Origin of the sequence: Echinicola soli (genome assembly GCF_006575665.1) — a bacterium.
Taxonomy (GTDB): domain Bacteria; phylum Bacteroidota; class Bacteroidia; order Cytophagales; family Cyclobacteriaceae; genus Echinicola; species Echinicola soli.
In genome coordinates this window covers 5,362,240-5,381,035 of the sequence record NZ_CP041253.1, presented here as the reverse complement: position 1 = coordinate 5,381,035, position 18,796 = coordinate 5,362,240, and the positions used below count along the sequence as shown (strand labels likewise).

Annotated in this window: 13 protein-coding genes; 11 read left to right on the top strand and 2 right to left on the bottom strand. The window is 47.3% G+C overall.

Features of this window, described 5'->3' with window-relative positions; translation table 11 throughout:
- Positions 1–83: 83 nt before the first annotated feature.
- The 9 genes from FKX85_RS20710 (at position 84) to FKX85_RS20670 (ending at position 12,679) form a co-directional block, all read left to right on the top strand.
- Complete coding sequence (locus FKX85_RS20710) at positions 84–1,121, top strand: hypothetical protein (RefSeq protein WP_141616532.1); 1,038 nt, start codon at positions 84–86, stop codon at positions 1,119–1,121.
- A 723-nt stretch (positions 1,122–1,844) separates the two neighbouring features.
- Positions 1,845–2,699 (top strand): COG1470 family protein, encoded by an 855-nt coding sequence (locus tag FKX85_RS20705; protein ID WP_141616531.1) that lies wholly within the window; start codon positions 1,845–1,847, stop codon positions 2,697–2,699.
- Between the two features lie 8 nt (positions 2,700–2,707).
- Entirely contained in the window at positions 2,708–3,676 is a 969-nt protein-coding gene (locus FKX85_RS20700; RefSeq protein WP_141616530.1) for an ABC transporter ATP-binding protein, read from the top strand.
- Positions 3,673–4,677: an ABC transporter permease gene (locus FKX85_RS20695; RefSeq protein ID WP_141616529.1), complete on the top strand. Its 1,005-nt coding sequence runs from the start codon at positions 3,673–3,675 to the stop codon at positions 4,675–4,677. Before FKX85_RS20700 ends, FKX85_RS20695 begins: the two co-directional genes overlap by 4 nt.
- A gap of 325 nt (positions 4,678–5,002) precedes the next feature.
- Positions 5,003–5,539 carry an RNA polymerase sigma factor gene (locus FKX85_RS20690; protein ID WP_141616528.1) on the top strand — a complete coding sequence of 179 codons (537 nt, stop codon included), beginning with the start codon at positions 5,003–5,005 and terminating at the stop codon, positions 5,537–5,539.
- Between the two features lie 76 nt (positions 5,540–5,615).
- Complete coding sequence (locus tag FKX85_RS20685; RefSeq protein WP_141616527.1) at positions 5,616–6,614, top strand: FecR domain-containing protein; 999 nt, start codon at positions 5,616–5,618, stop codon at positions 6,612–6,614.
- Positions 6,615–6,772: 158 nt separating this feature from the next.
- Complete coding sequence (locus tag FKX85_RS20680; RefSeq protein WP_168196315.1) at positions 6,773–10,123, top strand: SusC/RagA family TonB-linked outer membrane protein; 3,351 nt, start codon at positions 6,773–6,775, stop codon at positions 10,121–10,123.
- Between the two features lie 8 nt (positions 10,124–10,131).
- Positions 10,132–11,787: a RagB/SusD family nutrient uptake outer membrane protein gene (locus tag FKX85_RS20675; protein ID WP_210416886.1), complete on the top strand. Its 1,656-nt coding sequence runs from the start codon at positions 10,132–10,134 to the stop codon at positions 11,785–11,787.
- 58 nt (positions 11,788–11,845) lie between these two features.
- Entirely contained in the window at positions 11,846–12,679 is an 834-nt protein-coding gene (locus FKX85_RS20670; protein ID WP_141616525.1) for an endonuclease/exonuclease/phosphatase family protein, read from the top strand.
- A gap of 171 nt (positions 12,680–12,850) precedes the next feature.
- On the opposite strand, the gene FKX85_RS20665 is transcribed toward FKX85_RS20670, so the two are convergent.
- Both FKX85_RS20665 and FKX85_RS20660 read right to left on the bottom strand, forming a co-directional pair.
- Complete coding sequence (locus tag FKX85_RS20665) at positions 12,851–14,629, bottom strand: purple acid phosphatase family protein (protein ID WP_141616524.1); 1,779 nt, start codon at positions 14,627–14,629, stop codon at positions 12,851–12,853.
- A gap of 550 nt (positions 14,630–15,179) precedes the next feature.
- Complete coding sequence (locus tag FKX85_RS20660) at positions 15,180–16,187, bottom strand: LacI family DNA-binding transcriptional regulator (protein ID WP_141616523.1); 1,008 nt, start codon at positions 16,185–16,187, stop codon at positions 15,180–15,182.
- 320 nt (positions 16,188–16,507) lie between these two features.
- Between FKX85_RS20660 and FKX85_RS20655 the strand changes: the two genes are divergently transcribed.
- Together FKX85_RS20655 and rbsK are read left to right on the top strand one after the other, a co-directional pair.
- Complete coding sequence (locus FKX85_RS20655) at positions 16,508–17,650, top strand: nucleoside hydrolase (protein WP_141616522.1); 1,143 nt, start codon at positions 16,508–16,510, stop codon at positions 17,648–17,650.
- Positions 17,651–17,854: 204 nt separating this feature from the next.
- Positions 17,855–18,787: a ribokinase gene (gene rbsK / locus FKX85_RS20650; protein WP_141616521.1), complete on the top strand. Its 933-nt coding sequence runs from the start codon at positions 17,855–17,857 to the stop codon at positions 18,785–18,787.
- Positions 18,788–18,796 lie beyond the last annotated feature (9 nt).

Genomic DNA, 18,796 nt, shown 5'->3' with positions numbered 1-18,796 from the left:
GGTTTTCGGATTATATGAAAGGTTTTTTGAATTGATCCTTGCCGATTAAGCTAAATTTTTGCTAACCATTAAACAATATAGCCATGTATACATTAAAAAACTCAAAGCCTGTATCAGGCTGGAAGGGTGGCTTTCTAAAAGAACACCCGCAATGCGCTTATCCCGATCCCGATTTGAGCGCATTGCCCATGTTGGATAATCTTGCCAATATCAACTTGCTGCAAAGGCAGATGCCGGTAAAATGGCCGGAATTCAGTTGGAAAACCGTGCCGGGCGGGGAAGAGTCCACCCGGTGTTTCCAGATGTTTGCTCCCTATATCTCAAGATTGGGCTATACCGATACGGGCAGGGTATATTCGATTATTTGCCCTCAGCAGGGAGTATGGATTTTTGATAAAATATGCCTTAATGTGGAAGTGACCGTTACAGGACAGCGGGGATGGGTAGACGAAAAGCCCGATGCTCCAGTGAAAGGGCCACTGTTGGCCGCCGACATGACGGTGGAAGGAAAGATATGGTTTAGTCCAAAGCAGGGGATTTTTGGGCAATTGATGTGGGCGATTTTGGAAAAAAGCCATCACCCGTTTCCATTGGACAAGGCCCATGCGATCAAAGTGCAAACGCATTGCCCGGGAAAGCCACACCAACCTGTTTTTCCCTTGCGAGTGGGGGAATCAACTACCTTTAAAAGTCCGGATTTTAGCCGCCATAGTGAAATGGCATGGGCAGTAGGTCATCTGGATGTTGAAATTGGTGAGATAACCAAAACCAATGATCCGAAAGTGGATGAATTCAATGAACTGGTCATGAAAGCGTTCAATATAGCATCGGGAAATATGCTGGCTCCGGGGAATACCCTGTCCTGGAATGTCTGGTTCGAAGCACCGGAATTGGTCAACCAACACGAGTGGAGGACCCATGCCGAGCGTTGGAGAAAGTCAATTGACGAACACCATGGCGCCCCGGATGGACCAGGATCCAAAGCGCGATATTATAACGGGGATGAATTCAATCCACTCGAAAATGCCCTTGAGGAGGCGGTTGAAGACGTGTTTGATTTCCTTAAAATACACTTTAAAGAGCTGATCGAATTCCTTAAAAAATGGTTTGATAAGGATTGAAAACAACTGAAAATCGGCATAGGAGTGTTGATTTAGATTTTTTGGTTCTATATGGAATACTTTGGGTAAATTATCCACGGGACTGTCCCACTTGTGCGGATAGATCAGGGGAATAGTTTTGTTCCTACGGCACAAAGCCCCCCTGGAGGCAACCTGATTTTACCAGGCTTAAATGCCCAGCGGCATTGGCCAGGGCCCCCCTTCTCACTATTTTAGCCAACAGAAGTGTCAGCAGGGATGCTCCGTTAGGAGCATTAGCTTGGTACCAGAAATTGGATACAGCATCCTAACAGTGCCGTAGGTACTGACCATGGGCAAGGAAAATATATATCATTATCGACTGCATCAGGAGCATGGGCACCCAAATTCATCCGTCCACGCGATGCTTCGATCTCCATAGCCCGCTAGCGCTCAGTTTGCCCATAGTAAATCATATGGAACCGATTTTTTTTGGGAAGCAGCTTTCACCTTAATAGAAGGTGAAAGCTGCCCCGGCTTAGGGACACGGAATGTCCTGTTTACTTTTTAGTTTGGAGAATGAATTGATTGGGTTTGATCCCACAAGCCAATCATTGTGTTATGTTACACTGTTAAAAAAGGTTAAATTTTTGCATTGGATTTTCCCAATTGATAAAATTGGGGTTGCAATTCTTAGGGTTGTCTAGGGATAAATTGGAATAGGCGTCTTTATTAATCTATTAATAACTTTCACTTATTTAAATTATGTCAGTAGATAGTTTTAACAATGGAAAGCCCCATGCGGGCACTAATCACCTTTTCATTATTTTATTGATCTTATTGTTTTCCCTGTGGACAGTTACAGGGATGGCGCAAGGTACGGGAAACAGTTCTTCTTTTACCGCCCGGTTGATCAATATAAAAGCTCCGGTAAGCGAGACCTTCCGCTATCAGGCCACATTAAAAAACAGTTCACCGGAAGACATCCGATATGCCTTGGATGCTAAGGCTCCTGAGGGCTGGCGGATAAAATTCAAGGTCAGTGGCAAGCAGGTCACTTCCCTTCAGATGGAATCCGGGAAATCAGAGAGCATCAATATTGAAGTACACCCTGCCTATGGTGCCAAACCGGCCAAATATGATGTGCCGATATATGCGATGGGTAAGGATACCTTGTCCCTGGGGTTGGAGGCCGTGGTGGAGGGAGCTTATGAATTGGAGCTCACTACGCCTACTGGTAAGCTGAGCGGGGAAGTGACCGAAGGCAACAGTAAGCAAGTGAACCTAAAAGTAACCAATACAGGTTCCTTAGCCCTCAGTGATATTTCCATGTCTTCAAAAACACCGCCCAAATGGGAAGCAACGTTTTCACCTTCGACCATTGAACGGCTAGATCCGGGGAAATCAACCGATGTGGTGGCTACTGTTACCGTCCCGGAGAAAACCTTGCCCGGTGATTATGTGAATAGGTTCACGGCCAAAACCTCCGAAACCAACAGTGAGGCAGCTTACCGCATGACAGTCACCACTTCCCTGCTTTCTGGATGGATTGGTGTTTTGGTTATTCTGATTGCCGTTGGCCTGGTCTATTTACTCATTCGTAAATTTGGAAGAAGATAAGGTCGGTTATGGATAATCCAATCATTAAACTGAACAGGCTGACCAAATACTACGGCTCCTTTAAGGCAGTAGGTGGCTTGGACCTGGAAATCAACAAAGGCGAAATCTTTGGATTGCTGGGGCCGAACGGAGCAGGGAAAACCACTACTATCCTGATGATGATGGGACTGACCGAGCCCTCCTCTGGATCGGCCGAAGTATGTGGTTTCGATGCCACTACCAATCCAATCGCGGTAAAAAGACAGGTAGGCTACATGCCCGACAGTGTTGGGTTTTATGATAATATGACAGCGTTGGAAAACCTGATGTACATGGGGTCGCTTAACGGCATTCCCCATGGGGAGGTAAGGAACCGTGCCTTGGCCACGATGGAGACCGTCGGCCTGACCGGGGATACGGTCCATAAAAAGACGGCAGCCTATTCCCGGGGCATGAAACAGCGGCTGGGATTAGCAGAGGTGTTGATCAAGGAGCCCCAGGTCGTGGTGCTTGACGAGCCTACATTGGGGATAGATCCCAGTGGTGTAAAAGAGTTCCTCTCCTTGATTTCATCGCTGAGCAAAGAACGTGGCCTTACCGTGTTGCTGTCCAGTCACCATCTTCATCAGGTACAGCAGGTGTGCGACCGCGTAGGGATTTTTGTTAAGGGTGAGCTTTTGGGACAAGGAAGTATCCATGCGCTATCCAGAAAGCTCTTTGCCCAAAATGCTCCTACCGTAAAGATAAAGCTGGCAGATCGCTTGGAAATACCTTGGAAAGACCAAGATGAAATGCTGGGCCTTGCCCATGTGGAGGAAGTGTCCGTTCGGGGGGACTTGTTGGAAATAGCAAGTTCTGCGGATGTGACCCCGGAAATCGTCCGTTTTCTGGTGCATAAAGGCTATGGGATCACCGGTGTCCAAAACAGGGAATATGGCCTGGAGGATATTTACCAAACGTATTTTGATAACCAAAAAATTGAGTATAACCTACCATGAATACCATCATGTCATCATTGGAAAATCCCCACGTCCAGAACCAGGAGCGCTGGCCAAGCCCGTTTTGGACTATGGTGGGGAAAGAAATAGCAGACCATCTCCGCAGCTGGCGGTTTATCGTACTTTTGGTATTGATCGTACTGACTTATTGGGGGACCACAGCAGTGGCCATGGCCAATCTCAGGGAAGTGGTCTCCAAAGCAAAGGACAGTGATCAGCTGTTCCTTTATCTGAAACTGCTTACCACCACAGAAGGGACCCTTCCTCCTTTTCATGTGTTTCTGAATTTTCTGGGACCTTTGCTGGGGATTGGGTTGGGATTTGATGCCATTAACTCCGAGCAGCAAAATGGAACCTTGACCAGGGTGATGGCCCAGCCTGTTTATCGGGATAATTTACTGCTTTCAAAATTCACCAGTTCACTGCTTTTGGTGGGCGTATTGCTGTTGAGCCTTACGCTACTGATGATAGGAGGGGGGATGATATTGACAGGTGTGTTCATAGAAGTTGGGGAAGTGCTAAGGATTTTTGGGTTTGCGCTGTTGTGCACGGTGTACGTCGGGTTTTGGTTGGCATTGGCCATTTTGCTGTCCATCCTTTTTCGGCAGCCATCCACCTCAGCGCTGACAGCCATTGGAATATGGCTCTTCTTTACCGTTTTTTATAGGATTGTCATCGAACTCGCTGTCGGAGCTTTTGCACCGGATGTCAAGGAACTGTCCCAATCGGATGCCATTCGCTATAATGGTATGATCATGTCCTTGCTCAGGCTGGCACCGAGTCAGTTGTTTACCGATGCCACCACGACCTTACTGATGCCCTCGGTCCGAAGTCTCGGCCCGGTGACCATGGAGCAGATGGCAGGTGCCGTTCCGTCTCCACTTTCCCTCAAGGACAGCTTGATGGTCGTTTGGCCACAAGTCAGTGGCTTGGTAGCGGCTACAGTGCTGTGTTTTGCATTGGGCTATTACCTGTTTATGAGAAGGGAAGTGAGAAGTTGATGATCAATAAGGGGAAGGGGGAGGATTACTTTTTCTACCAACTATCATATGTCACCGAGTTTGTTGTTTGAAGAATGGCGATCATTTCACCGTGAAATGATCGCCATTTTAATTGTTTCTTGCCTGGGGATATCCTGAAATTTTGAGCAGGCTGCCATAAGCCAAGGGATAGTTTAGAAAAATAATGAAAAGCTTAGTGAAAATTATGCGTAAAGTGCGAAGGATTAAAATATTTTTTCTAGATTGATGTCTTAACGATTTGTTAACCGAAAATTTCAAGGTTCTAAAGGCATCCACGATATCTTTGTCCAAAGCGATTAAAAAAATGGACGATAACAAGGCTATTACGTTAATGAAAAACAACGATCCGTCAGGGTTGCAATACCTGTTTGACAAGTATTACGCATCCCTGTGTGATTTTGCCTTCCTTTATCTCCGTTCTTCCGACGCCGCAGAGGACTTGGTTTCTGATTTTTTTATCAAGTTTTGGAAACAGCAGGAGAAGATATCCATAGAGCGTTCTGTGCGAGCATTTATGTTCAAATCCGTCAAAAATGCTTCGCTGAATTCACTTAGGGGCAAAAACAGGGAATTGCTCCATTTTGAGGAATGCAATGAAGTGTTGGTAAGCACCGACCTTTCTCCCCAGGAGCAAATTGAATTCAAGGAATTCCAGGACGAGCTGGAAAGCTTTACCCAATCACTGCCCGACCGGAGAAAGTTGATCCTGACCTTAAAGATCAGGGCGGGGTTGAGTAACCAGGAAATTGCCACTGCGCTCATGATTGCCGAAAGTACGGTAAAAAACCAGCTAAGTGTGGCCATGAGCAGCCTCCGGGACAAATTTAAGATCAAACAATAAATTATTTTTTATTTTTTTGCCTTCGGGATAGTCCTCAAGCTTTAAAAATGTGTCCTATTTATGAACCGTTGGACATATGGACTTTGAACTCCTTACCTATATTGAAAAATACCTGCTGGAAGAACTCGATGCCCAGGAGACGGCACTGTTTGAAAAGCGTTTGGAAGAGGATGTTGAATTTGCCAAGGCTTATCACCATTACCTTGAACAGCTCCAGGCAGAGCTCCCATCCGAAAGGAAGGGGATGCACGTAGACGATGCCTGGGCCAGCATGGAGCAGCAGCTCATTGCAGGTGCAGGGGAGGTGGCGATTTCCGATAGCCAACCTACCTTCCGGAAATGGGCAGCGGCCATCAGTGTTTTCCTGGTCATGGGGGCCATGGCCTATTGGCTGGGCCAGTCTACACATCCTGCCAGGCCGGAGATGTTGGTCAAGACTACCGCTTATGGGCAAAAGTCCACCATTACCCTTTCTGATGGTAGTACTGTCCGGTTAAATTCCGGCAGTAAACTGACCTATCCAAAGGAATTTGGGGACAGCAGCAGGTTGGTGGTGTTGGAAGGAGAGGCCTTTTTTGACGTGGTCCCTGATGCGGACAGGCCCTTTTTGATCCGTTCCGGTGAGCTAACCACAAAGGTATTGGGGACTTCCTTTAATATCCATGCCTTTCCCGAGGATGATATCCAGCAAGTGGCCGTACGGACCGGTACGGTGCAGGTTTACGTTGCCGATGGCGATTTGGAGGCCATTACCTTGGCGCCGGGAAAGGTGGCCCATTTTGTTAAGGAAACCGGGAATTGGAAAATTGAAACCGTGGACCCAGAGCATATCGCCTATTGGGCCAGGGGATACCTTTATTTTGACAATGAACCCCTAGCTGAAGTGCTAAAGGAGTTGGGCAGGTGGTACGGGGTAGTCATAGAAGTGGAGGATCCTGCTGTGCTGAATTGCCGGATTACGCTCAAACAGCGGGATGAAAACTTAAAAAACATACTCAACATCATAAAATTCGCTACCCATGTAAACTATCAATTTAAATCCAATAAGGTCATCATCCAGGGCAGCGCCTGTTAAAAAAAACAGGCAAGAGTGGTGGAGCACTCTTGCCAAGGTTTTGGGCATACCCTGCCAGGCATCATGCTTGGCGGACAGCTACCCCTTTGTCTAAATTTTCACTTAAACATCACAAAACTATGCATTTGCCTTTACTAATAAAAGTAAAACATTGGCTTATGAGGCTATTTTACAGCGTTTTTATTTCCTGCCTGCTCTGTACATCCCTGATGGCGGGCTCGGTCAAGGGACAGGACCTTGGGGCTACCAGGGTTTCGGTTCAGTCCCAATACAGCAACCTGAAGCAGGTCATTGCCGCTATAGAAAGCCAGACCAACTTTCTGTTTACCTATAAAGGGGATATTCATCCAAAAAAGATCGAGGTTTCCCTGCCCTCTGGGGAGGCGACTTTACGGGAAATCCTTGAGGTCATATCCCAGGAAACCGATCTGGGCTTTATGCAGGTCAATAGCATGATTGCCATCAAAGACAAGGAAAGTCTGGGCGTCCGAAAGGAAGAGAAGCAGTCCCAACTATACGAAGGAACCGTTTATGACGGCAAAACCAACGAGACCTTGCCGGGGGCGACAGTCTTGATCAAGGGGACCTCCAAAGGTACCGTGACCGACATCAATGGACATTTTTCCCTTGAGGCCGAAGAAGGACAAATACTAAAGGTGAGCTCTTTGGGATATAAGTCCAAAGAGGTGTTATTGAAAAACAATGTGCAACTGAACATTTACCTTGGTGAAGATACCAAAGCACTGGAGGAAGTGGTAGTTGTCGGGTTTGGTGAGCAAAAGAAGGTCAACATGACCGGAGCTGTGGAAATGGTGACCAGCGAAGATTTGGAAAACCGCCCCACTACCAATACCTCTAATCTCCTCCAAGGGATGATGCCCGGACTGGTAGTGACCAATTATACGGCCATGCCCGGCCAGGATAACGGTTCAGTGCGCATCAGGGGAATCAGCAGTATCAATTCTTCCAATCCCTTGGTGATTATCGATGGGATTGAGGGAAATATGAACATCCTGAACCCGGATGATATCGAATCGGTCTCCGTCCTGAAGGATGCCGCATCCGCTGCGGTGTACGGTTCCAGGGGCGCCAATGGCGTCATCCTTATCACTACCAAGTCTGGACAGCTGAAATCAGCACCACAAATCAATATCAATTCCTACTACGGTATCCAAAAGCCGTTCCGTATGCCAAAAATGCTGGGCAGTGTCCAATACATGGAGCTGCAAAACGAGGCCATGCGCAATGTGGGGCAATCCGAAACCTACTCGGAAGAGGATATCCAGAAAGTGATCGATGGCAGTGATCCCAATTTTTCGGCCAACACGGATTGGATCGATGCGATTTATAAGAATTCAGCCCCGCAGTACCAGGCAAACGTGTCGATTTCAGGTGGCGGCGAAAACCTGGGCTATCTGATGTCCTACGGCCACCTGGACCAGGAAGGTGTGGTCGTAGGGGACGCTTATGCCTCCCAGCGGGACAATGTGAGGTTAAAACTGAACACCACCCTGCTGGATAAACTGGACATCAATGCCAATGTAGGCTATATTGACAGGATTTACCATTCTCCCCAATGGTCCACGACCGGCACCGGCGGCGTGATCCGTGGAGCCATGAACATCTCTCCATTGGTTCCTGTGCGCTATACCAATGGCGAATGGGGATACGGTGGCGGTGCCAATAACCCCGTGGCCATTGCCACCGACGGGGGAAGCAATATATTCTCCTCCCAGGAGTTTACCGGTAACTTTACCGGAGAGATCGACCTGCTAAAAAACCTTAGCATAAAAGGCCAGTACGGCCTGGTCATGAGCAATTCCAGACGCGAGACCTTAGTCAGGAAAGTGGAGCACCGGCATCCGGATACCGGGGAAGTCCTGTGGTTCAATGTGGAGGAAAATTCCCTGTCCATTCGCGATTATGTCAACCGCTACCAAAACCTTCTTGCGCAGATGGATTACCACAAGTCCTGGGGTGACCACCACTTCACGGGATTAATGGCCTTTCAGCAAGAGTGGGAGCGCTATGAGTCCTTTGCCGGTAGCCGCAAGAACTTCCTGACCGAGGACGTTCCTGCACTTGATCTGGGGACCAATCCGATCCAGAACAGTAGTGGTGACGGCTATCAATGGGCCCTGAGATCCGGCATCGCCAGGCTCAACTACGATTTCAAAGGGAAATACCTTTTGGAGCTGAATGGACGTTATGATGGTTCTTCCAGGCTGTCGAAGGAAAACCGGTACAAGTTTTTCCCCTCCTTTTCTGCCGGTTGGCGGTTTACCGATGAAGGATTCCTTTCCGGGTTGAAAAAGGTACTCTATGATGGAAAGGCCAGGGTATCCTACGGTGGATTGGGCAACCAATACCTGAGCAATATGACTGGTTATGCCGAATACTATGCTTACCTTCCCGTGCTGACCGATGTAGGGTCCATGCCCATTGGCAACCAGCGGACCAATGGTTTTGCCCAGACCGTTTCGGCAGGGACCAACCTTTCCTGGGAAACCGTCCAAATGCTCAACATAGGCCTAGACCTATACTTTTTTGAGGGCCGGCTGTCTTTTGTAGGGGACTGGTTTAACAAACAGACCAAGAACATCCTGCTGCAAGTACCCCAGCCCGATGTGCTCGGTATCTCACCCAGTGATGTCAATGCAGGGTCCATTGAAAATAAGGGTTGGGAGGCCAGCCTGAACTGGAAAGACCAGATCAAGGATTTTAACTATGGCCTTACCTTCCAGATTTCCGATGTGAAGAACAAAGTGCTCGACATGGGGGATACCCCACCGGCCTATGGAACCAATGTAAACCTGGTAGGCTACCCCAGTGGATCCTATTATGGATTAGTGGCCACACGACTGGCCCAAGAAAGTGATTTTGAAATGGTGGAGGGCGAATTGGTGCCGACCATTCCCGTATTTGATAGCGAGCGGAGCAAGTTTGCACCCGGAGACCTGGTCTATGAGGACATTAACGGAGATGGTAAGGTAACCATGGAAGATGACCGAAAGGTGCTGGGCAATCCCTTTCCACGGTATACCTATTCCATCCGTGCCAACATGGCCTGGAAGGGTTTTGATCTCTCTGTCTTTGTCCAGGGAGTGGGCAAGGCTGTGGGCTATCTCTATGACAATGCCCGTCATGCTTTTAAGAGTTACTCCATGTATCCCCAGGAAATCCACTTGGACCGTTGGACACCGGAAAATATCGATGCTTCCTATCCAAGGTTGATCTTTGGAGAGACCTATAACACCCGGGTGTCTTCTTATTGGCTGGAGGATGCATCCTATGTCAGGTTAAAAAACCTTCAGATCGGCTATACCCTGCCTGCCCGATTGCTCGAAAAGATCAGGGTAAACAAGCTCCGCGTGTACTTTTCCGGAGACAATCTCTTGACCAAGACCGACTTTTATTATGCCTACGATCCGGAGTCGCCCCTTTCGGCCGGAGGGTATTACCCGCAGGTAAAAACCTTTGTGTTTGGTGTAAATATCGGGCTTAAATAATGTTCAACATGATGCTAACGAAAATGAAAAACTTACGATATATCTTCTCGCTGCTATCCTTGGTGCTTTTCCTGCCGAGCTGTAATGATGCATTTTTGGACAGGGAGCCGCTGGATGCCATTTCTGATGTGAACTTCTGGCAGAACTCCGAGCAATTGCTGTTGGCCGTAAACGGGGCTTATGCCTACCTGAAGGCCAAAAATACCGTGGATATGGAAAACCTCGGCGACAATACCGTCTGGCCGACCTCTACGTCCTACCGGCTTATTTCCAGTGGAAATTACAATAATGATCTGGGGACACTCAATACCGAGTGGGTCAATGCCTACGAGGGCATCCGGCGGTGCAACCACTTTTTGGAAAATTACCAAAAGGCCGAGATGTCTGATGAGGCACTAAAAAGCAGGTATGCTGCAGAAGTACGGTTTGTCCGCGCTTACCTGTACAGTTACCTGACTTTTTTGTACGGCGATGTCCCGCACGTAACCAAGGCACTTAATGTGGGGGATCCTGAGCTCTATGGTCCCAGGGATGACAGGGATGAAATTGTGGCATGGATACTGGATGAATTGACCGCGTTGGCAGATGACCTTCCCGTTTCCTACCCCAATTCAGATTTTGGTAGGATTACCAAGGGGGCGGCCTTGGGATGGAAATCCCGAGTTGCACTCTTTTACGGGCAATATGAGGTGGCTGAACAGGCAGCCAAATTGGTCATGGATCTCGGTCACTATGCCCTATATCCGGATTATTACGAGCTGTTTACCTCAGAAGCGGATGCCTCTAAAAATCCTGGGAACAAAGAGACCATGCTGTCCCGGATCCATACCACCGACGTGAGCATGCACAACCTGAGCCGTGAAATTCAGGTGCCTGACCAATCTGCACGTTGGAATCCTACCAAGTCCCTGGTGGATGCCTACCTCTGTGCAGATGGACGGCCGATTGACGATTCGCCGCTTTACGATGAATCTTCTTACGCGGCCCTTTTCGAGGACAGGGATCCCAGGATGAAAATGACCATTCTCAGTCCCGGCAGCCCATGGGGAGGCCGTGAAGATGGAAATGAAGCCAATACGGACAATTCTACCTATACCGCTCCGAAATTTAACCAAAACCGGCAGGGATCCGTAACGGCTACCGGGTATTATTTCTCCAAGTACTGTGACCTGGATGCCGTGCCTACCTATAACCGGGATGAAAACGACATCATTATCATGCGTTATGCTGAAGTCCTGCTCAACTATGCCGAGGCGAGGCTTGAACAGGGTACGCTTACGCAGGCAGACCTTGATATGACCATTAACCTGCTGCGAGAGCGTGTGGGCATGCATCCCATGGACATCAATGAACTAAGTGCCTGGGGCATGGACCTCAGGGAAGAAATACGCAGGGAGCGAAGAGTGGAACTGGTGCTGGAAGGCCAGCGGTATTTCGATATCCTACGATGGAAAAGAGGTGACCTGCTGGCACAGGATGTCAAGGGCATGAAAAAGGAGTTTATCCTCCGGCAACAGGATGTGGAGAGCGTTCCTGCCGATGAGGAAGGCTATATTGTCTTTCTGACCGGTAATACCTTCCAGCAGGATAAGCACTATCTCTGGCCCGTGCCCTTGAAGCAGCGTGATCTCAACCCTAACCTGGATCAAAATCCCAATTGGTAATAGCCTGCGTCCGGCCGTGGTCATCATGGCCGGACGCTTTATCTAACCCCGTTTAACCATGAAAACACTTTATTTCTGTTGGATAGCCCTGATCGGATTTTCCGCATGTGCTTCCACCGAAACATTTTCCCCGGCCCCTGATCCCGTGACGGAAAAACCAGCCGGCCAAGGTCGTTCCATTGAGATACTTTGCTATAATATCCACCATTGCAATCCCCCTTCCCGGCCTGGGGTGATCGACCTGGAGTCAGTGGCCAGGGTCATTCGGGACAGTGGAGCGGAGATCGTGGGCCTTCAGGAAGTGGATGTCTACACCGAGCGATCGGGAAAGTCCCTTCATATGGCCAAGGAACTGGCAGAAATGACCGGAATGGATTATTACTATTTCTCCAAGGGCATTGATTACCAGGGAGGGGAGTATGGTACGGCCATCCTTTCCAAATATCCCTTGTCCGATACCACTACCTTGCTGCTGCCTGCAGAAGAGGGAACAGAACAACGCACCCTGTCGGTGGCCACCGTTACCTTGGATGAGGACACCAAAATTAGGTTTGCCAATACTCATCTGGACTATACCAGCGCTTCCAATGCGCTTTCCCAGGCAAAGAAAATCATCAGTTATTTCCAGGATAAAACATTGCCAGCCATTATGGTGGGGGATTTTAATTCTGTGCCGAACAGTGGCCCAATTCTACACTTGGACGGGTATTTTTCCCGAACCTGCAGAAATGATTGTGCCCCTACGTCTCCTGCCGATAATCCAAGAAAGGTCATTGACTTTATCATGTATAAGGGTAAGGACGATTTTAATGTGGGCCTCCATCAGGTCATCCAGGAGCCCTATGCATCGGACCATTTACCGGTTAAGGCTACTTTGGTATTGAAAGAATAAGGACTAAACGGTTTCTGCTCCATAACTGGAGGTGTTATTTCCATCCTTCTTAGTCAGTGGATAGGGCAAAGAAAGCTGGTGCACTGTGACCATTAAGGGAAAGACTACCTGATAGAGGTGGTCTTTTTTTATGCTTTTACTGAATTGAAGAAAGATAGACTTTCTGCACCGTTATTTCGATAGGGTAACTTCATCGATCACATTTTCCTCAGCGTCAATGGCAGAATAGGTCAGGGTCTTGCCATCGATTTTTATGACCTGGTAAAATTGGCCTTCCGATTTTCTGGTCGCCGCGTAATCTTCTTCTCCGATTTCCTTGGGGCCGCTGGGGATGCCAATGGAAATAATATAAGAAGTGCCTTGGCTATGGTGGTCCACAACTTTTCCGTCGTACATGGGATTTGAACGCATGTAATAATGGATGTGACCGGAAAATACCATGTCCACATGGTATTTGTCAAACAGAGGAATCCACTCCTTTTGGATATTGGTATACGGTTCTTCCCAATTGTAGGGAGGGAAATGGAACATGGCAAACTTCCAGGTAGCATTTGATGATTTGAGTTGTTGTTCGATCCATTCGGTCTGCAGTTCATCCCTGGACGTAGCATCGATCATCAGGAATAGAGCATTCTTATAATCGAAGGAATAGGTATGTTCTTGCGGGATGTTACTGGGGCCATTGTCAGGATAGCTGAAAAGGTCCCGGTACATGTGTGCTCCCAGGCCCATACGGTTGTCATGGTTTCCAAGGACATTCATAAAAGGTTTTTGGGAAATAATCCTTTCGGAGTAGGCAAAGAGCTCATCCCATTGGTCCCTGTGCAGTCCGTCGCTTACCAGGTCACCTGCCACTGCATGGAATGCGGCATCGGGATGGCTGCGAAAGGCCTGGTTGGCAATAGTGCCCCAGTCTGGCGAATAGTGGGCATCCCCATACCAAATGAAAGAAAAGCTATCGTCGTCCGAAGGGGTGCCGAAATGCTGTTCTTCCGGCCATTGCGCTTGGGTGTTCAGCTTGTATTCATAGGTTGTTCCAGGGTTCAGGTCCCTGATCTTTGCCGTAAAGCGATGGGTATGGCGGTCGTTGGCCAATCTAAGGTCCTCCATTTGTGATTTCTGAGCAGGTACCTTTAGGGAGTCCGGACTACCAATTGGTCGATAGAACACGCTACCCTGTTGCACGGAGGTGGCCGTTCTCCACTGGATGTCCACTGAGGTGGCAGGGTCATCACTCCAGGTCAACATGACCTGATCTGCTTTTTGTGAAGAGGGGAATTTAGTGATACGGAAAGCATCGACGAGATGGGATTCAGTACCACGGCCCCGGACGGTGGTCAGTAGCTGCTGGCCTTTTAGTTTTTCAGGGACATCAAAGAGCACCAGTTCATCCCAGTCATGATAGGTAAAGGCTCCATTGTCCATGGTGCCAATGAACTGGTTTTCTGGATATATATTGCTGATCTGTAATGTTTCGTTCGGGAATTGAGGGGTGACACAAACAAAATAATGGTACTTGTAATTTTCCAGGCCATTGATGCCCAGCCCGACAGATCCACGGTCAAATTGCTTTTGCCACACCTCATAATCGGTCATTTCGTTACTCACCTCCATGGAGGTTTTTTCAAATCCATTTTCTTCCAGCCAAAAGGGGAGGTGTCTTTGTTTTTTGCTCCTCATGACCGAAACGGTTACCGGTACATTGACCTCAAAGGACCAGTGCCTGGTCGCGAGAATTTTCTTTTCGGAAACTGTAAACATGTCCATCGCCCCCTCATAGGTTAGTTCGTTGTGGGTTTCGGCCGTTCCGGTAGCATATAGCTCAGTGACTTTTTCCGAGATCAACGCCTTTGCAGTCAGGGATGCAACTTCCTTTGGTTTGGAACAGGAGACGGACAAGAGTACAAGGGACAGTAATAGGTGACATAAGTTAGGTTGCATGGATATCATGATAGAAGTTGTTAATAGCTTATTGGTGATTTTAATTAATAACTGTTCAAACCTCAATATGGGCCAGTGATCCATGTTGTTTAATGGGGTGCACACCATGATTTATCAGGTAAAGTATTGGATAAGAGTGATCTACTCCTGGAAGAGAAAGGAGCGTGTGGAACAGGACTTGAGCCCGGGGATGATGTATTAGGAATCGTAATAGCCTGTCCTCCCGAAATTCTTCAGCCTGTCCCAAGGGATTTCGGGAGGACAGGCTGAAGAATGTCAGGTAGAGCTAAAAACTAACGCATAGCAGCTGATGTTGAAGCAATTTCAGGTTGCAACACTTGTGCGCGGCGGCGTAGATAGGCTAATGCTTTAAAATTCAGCTACTGACTAAGCAGCCCATAGGTAGAGCCAACGGTGTCCAATGACCTCAAAAAGAGGATAGTTGGGGACGTTAAGACGGATCAATCGAAATTATATGTAGGTAACCTCTGAGCTCTATAAAACCATTTTGTCTTTTTTGGCCTGATCTTTAGGTTCTGAGTATTTTATGAAATAATGGTTATAATTTTTTAATAGACTCTCTGATTTTTATTTGGGGCTTGAGCAGCATTTTCTGCGATTCAAGTGGGGTTTTGTTGATCAGGGCAAAAAGGAAACGAGTGGACAACCTTGCGATATCGCTCTCCGGCTGGGCTACGCTGGTTATTGGTGTGGCCAGAAAATCTAAAAAAGGGTGATCATCAAAGGATATAAGCGACACATCCTCTGGGATTTTTAGGTTATCTTCTTTAAGGGCTTTTAAGCAGCCAAGAGCAATAGTATTGCTAAATGCAAAGATCGCCGAAGGAGTACTTGTATTTTGAAGGGCCAATTTTGTCTCCAGATAGCCGTTCTGAACGCTAAAACTATCGCCCTTTAAATTTATCTCGTCAATACCGGCATCTTTTAGTGCAGCGGCAAATCCTTGGGCCCTTTGCTGGTTAGGTACCGAATACAGCTCACCCTGGATTCCAAGGATGTTCTTGTGTCCGGAATTTATCAGTAAATTGGTGGCTTCATAGGCTCCGTAATAATTGTCGGTGGATACGTAGGGCAAATCCAGCTCATCGATGTACCTGTCCATACAAACAATAGGCAAGTCTTTGTTTTTCAATGCTATGATATGCTCAAACTCCTGTCCACAGGGGACCATGATCAAGCCTTCGATATTTCTTGAGAGGAGGTTCTTGAGGATTTCTTTTTCACGTTCCAAGTTCTCTCCGCTTTCACTTAAAATAGTGGTATAGCCTTCTTTTCTGATATCATTGTTGATTTTGCTTGCCAGGCTGGCAAAAAAGGGGTTGGCCAGTGTGGGAATAAGCAGCGCAATGGTATGGCTCTTGCCTGATCGCAAATTAGCAGCTGCATGATTGGGACTGTAATTGAGTTTTTTTGCTGCTTCTAACACCAGCTTTTGTGATTTTTCACCAATACGATATGCTTTTGCCTTTCCGTTCAATACCCTAGATACCGTTGTGATGGAAAGGTCGGTTGCTTTTGCAATGTCTGTGATGCTTGTTTTTTTCATTACAGTGGTTTAAACAAAATCAAATATACAAACCCTCTTTATTAAATGCACAAACTTTGCACAAATATGTTGATGAATAAATTTTGAAAAGAACAATAATAGCTGATTTTTTCATAATAAGTAGATGGATATGTTTTAAAAGCTACTACTATGTATCTTTTATGGTGGGGAATTCATAATATTTTTTTGAACAAACGTTTGTTCTATTAAAGAATTTAGTTTACATTAGCTGATGTGTAGTAATAAATGCGCTATATCAATTAAAATACACCCGTAATGATAGGTTTTTAGCCTATTATTAACCCTGAATAACCGATTTTATGAAAAGAAATTATGACCTATTAGTGCACAAATATTCCGTTTGCGTTATGGGGTTTGTCCTTTTTTGCGCAAATCATACCAAAGGTGTCGGTCTGAAGAAGATACAAAAATATTTTTCGCTCACGTTGCCGCTTTTGTGGTTGGGAGCCATTTGTTGGTTAAGCTATTCCTGCCAATCAAAGACAACTGATGTAAAGCAGCAATCAAGCATTGATAAGATCACAGAACCCATACCGGTCATTTTGGATACCGATATCAGCGGTGACTATGACGATGTGGGAGCCATGGCGGTGCTGCACGCACTCGCTGACAAAGGAGAAATCCGAATCCTTGCCACGGTTGCGTCCAATCAAAGCCCGCTGGTAGCACCGACCATCGAGGTCATCAATACTTATTTTGGCAGGCCTGATTTACCTATAGGCGCACCAAAGATATCAGGAACAACCCGCGATTCCAGAAATATACATTGGCCCGATACCTTGATGGCTAATTTTCCCCACACGATCCAAAGCAATGACGATGTTCCCGGGGCGGTACAGGTTTACCGTTCGGTGCTCAATAGTCAGCCGGACACATCGGTCACGATCATTACGGTTGGTTATCTGACCAATATGAAAAATCTGCTGCAATCTCCACCGGATTCGATATCAAGTCTTGCAGGGAAGGAATTGATCAGGAAGAAGGTGAAGACATGGGTGGCCATGGCGGGAGATTTTGAAGATGGGCGGGAAGCGAATGTGCGAAAGGACTCAGCAGCATCCCATTATGCTATAAGCAACTGGCCGACCCCGGTAGTCTTCAGTGGGTTTGAAATCGGAAATGATATTGTTACAGGATTGGAGTTGGTCAAGTCAGGAGAACGGACTCCCATCACCATTCCGTACAGGATAGGCATTTCATCCCGCCCCATTGATAGAAAGGGCAGACCTAGCTGGGACCAAACCGCTGTATTGGCTGCAGGAAGGGGCTTCGATCCTTATTTTTCCACCCGGCGTGGAAAGTTTACGGCCACAGCAGATGGCTTGAGCAGCTGGAAAGATGATCCTGAAGGACCGCATATCCGCTTGGTTAAAAAGATGGGGACTGAAGCTCTGACAAAGGAAATAGAAGCCCTGATGATGCATAGGCCGAAGGAAGAGTGATTGGCATTGCATGGTCTGCTGGGACTCCACCATGATGGATCAAATTAAGAGCGTAAGTCAATAACCAAAAATAGATAAAAGAATAATGAAGGACGGATACTGACTGTACAAAGACGAAGTTTTAACATCCCATGACCCGTCCTTTATCCTTTACAGTCCTTCAGCATTCGACGGTTCAATATCGGGTATTTATAGATAAAGAATATGAAAAAAGTATTAGTAGTTGGAAGTTCCAACAGGGACCTCATCGTAACTGTCAACGATTTTCCGCGGCCGGGAGAATCAGTAATGGGCAAATCATTTTTACAGATGATGGGAGGAAAGGGGGGGAACCAGGCCATAGCTGCCAAAAGAGCCGGTGCGGAGGTGTTGTTTATTTCCTGCATTGGAAAAGATGAAAACGGGACCGCGATTAAGCAAAACTACCAGTCCGAAGGGCTTGATGTTTCTTGCATGCTGGTTTCCACCGACAAGCCCACCGGTGTCGCGCTGATTACCGTGGATCGGCATGGAGAGAACAACATTGTTATCATAGGAGGCGCGAATGAAGACTTGCTTCCCGAAAAAATGATGGACCTGGATATGGCTATTGAAAAATCAGATATCATACTCCTGCAGTTGGAAATACCCGTGTTGACCAATCTGGAGATCAGCAGGCGGGCGAAGAAAAGCCATAAGAAAGTAGTCTTGAACGCTGCCCCTGCGATGACAATACCGCAGGAACTGTTGGCGTTAGTGGATATTTTAATTGTCAACGAAACCGAAGCAGAGGCCATCAGTGGCATAAAAGTTAAAAACTACCCGGAAAAGGCAGTTCAGCATTTGATGGCAAATGGAGCTGATCAGGTAGTGCTCACCTTGGGCAAAAAGGGCCTACTCTATGCAACCGACTCAACGGGAATAGCTCATTTGCCGGCTTATGAGGTAGACTCTGTGGATTCTACAGCGGCAGGGGACACGTTTTGCGGGGCGTTGGTGGCAGCACTGGGCCGTAATATGGCATGGAAGGATGCATTGAAATATTCAATGGCAGCCGCTGCCATATCGGTCCAGAAGATGGGAGCCCAGCCCTCTATCCCGAACAGGACCCAAGTAGAGGCTTTCCTTTCCCAAAATAGCTTAATCCATAACCCATAACCATTGTAT

What these genes read in the sequence shown, in the direction of transcription:
- FKX85_RS20710 (WP_141616532.1), top strand. Translation starts at nt 84, where the DNA reads ATGTATACATTAAAAAACTCAAAGCCTGTATCAGGCTGGAAGGGTGGC.
- FKX85_RS20705 (WP_141616531.1), top strand. Translation starts at nt 1,845, where the DNA reads ATGTCAGTAGATAGTTTTAACAATGGAAAGCCCCATGCGGGCACTAAT.
- FKX85_RS20700 (WP_141616530.1), top strand. Translation starts at nt 2,708, where the DNA reads ATGGATAATCCAATCATTAAACTGAACAGGCTGACCAAATACTACGGC.
- FKX85_RS20695 (WP_141616529.1), top strand. Translation starts at nt 3,673, where the DNA reads ATGAATACCATCATGTCATCATTGGAAAATCCCCACGTCCAGAACCAG.
- FKX85_RS20690 (WP_141616528.1), top strand. Translation starts at nt 5,003, where the DNA reads ATGGACGATAACAAGGCTATTACGTTAATGAAAAACAACGATCCGTCA.
- FKX85_RS20685 (WP_141616527.1), top strand. Translation starts at nt 5,616, where the DNA reads ATGGACTTTGAACTCCTTACCTATATTGAAAAATACCTGCTGGAAGAA.
- FKX85_RS20680 (WP_168196315.1), top strand. Translation starts at nt 6,773, where the DNA reads ATGAGGCTATTTTACAGCGTTTTTATTTCCTGCCTGCTCTGTACATCC.
- FKX85_RS20675 (WP_210416886.1), top strand. Translation starts at nt 10,132, where the DNA reads ATGATGCTAACGAAAATGAAAAACTTACGATATATCTTCTCGCTGCTA.
- FKX85_RS20670 (WP_141616525.1), top strand. Translation starts at nt 11,846, where the DNA reads ATGAAAACACTTTATTTCTGTTGGATAGCCCTGATCGGATTTTCCGCA.
- FKX85_RS20665 (WP_141616524.1), bottom strand. Translation starts at nt 14,629, where the DNA reads ATGATATCCATGCAACCTAACTTATGTCACCTATTACTGTCCCTTGTA.
- FKX85_RS20660 (WP_141616523.1), bottom strand. Translation starts at nt 16,187, where the DNA reads ATGAAAAAAACAAGCATCACAGACATTGCAAAAGCAACCGACCTTTCC.
- FKX85_RS20655 (WP_141616522.1), top strand. Translation starts at nt 16,508, where the DNA reads ATGAAAAGAAATTATGACCTATTAGTGCACAAATATTCCGTTTGCGTT.
- rbsK (WP_141616521.1), top strand. Translation starts at nt 17,855, where the DNA reads ATGAAAAAAGTATTAGTAGTTGGAAGTTCCAACAGGGACCTCATCGTA.